General features: G+C 69.2%; 1 protein-coding gene. It reads left to right on the top strand.

What is annotated here, in order from left to right; genetic code table 11:
• Nucleotides 1-311: enoyl-CoA hydratase/isomerase family protein (locus FJV41_RS57160; protein WP_246137921.1), on the top strand; the 311-nt coding region annotated here is incomplete at its 5' end.
• Between the last annotated feature and the right edge of the window lie 248 nt (nt 312-559).

Here is a 559-nt window from a genome sequence, read left to right as displayed (position 1 = left end):
GCGATGCGCTGGCTCGCCGCATGCTGCTGGAGGCGGCCACGTTCGGCGCCGAGCCCCTGGCTGCGCAGGGGTTCCTTGCGGCCGTGGTGGCGGATGGCGCGCTGGACGCGCACGCCTGGGCGGGCGCGGAGCGCATCGTCGCGCTGGCGCCCCAGGCGGCACGGCTCAACAAGCGGACGCTGCGCGCGTGCCGGCAGCCCGGAAACGGCGACGGCATGCAGGCCGCACCCGATCCTTATGCCTATGCGGCCGGTGCCGAGCACCGGGAAGGCATCGCGGCCTTCCTGGAGAAGCGGGCGCCGCGGTTCTGAGGCACGCACCGGCCACGCCTTCCTGCTCACCCTCCTTCCACGTTCCACGTTTCCTCTTTTTCTTTCTTTTTTCTTTCTTTCTGTCTTCCGCAACCATCCGCCCCACCATGTCGTTCCAACCGCTCGCATCGCCCGTTCCCACGCCGAATCCTGCAACGGCCGCTGGATCACAGAATCTCTACAGCACCCTGCGCTCTGCGTTCCCCGCGGACCTCGATGCCACCGCCGTCGAGGCCACGGCCCCCGAC

The sequence above is a fragment of the Myxococcus llanfairpwllgwyngyllgogerychwyrndrobwllllantysiliogogogochensis genome, assembly GCF_006636215.1.
GTDB classification, from domain to species: domain Bacteria; phylum Myxococcota; class Myxococcia; order Myxococcales; family Myxococcaceae; genus Myxococcus; species Myxococcus llanfairpwllgwyngyllgogerychwyrndrobwllllantysiliogogogochensis.
Note: the sequence above shows the minus strand (reverse complement) of the source record. Positions and strands in the feature narration are given on the sequence as shown.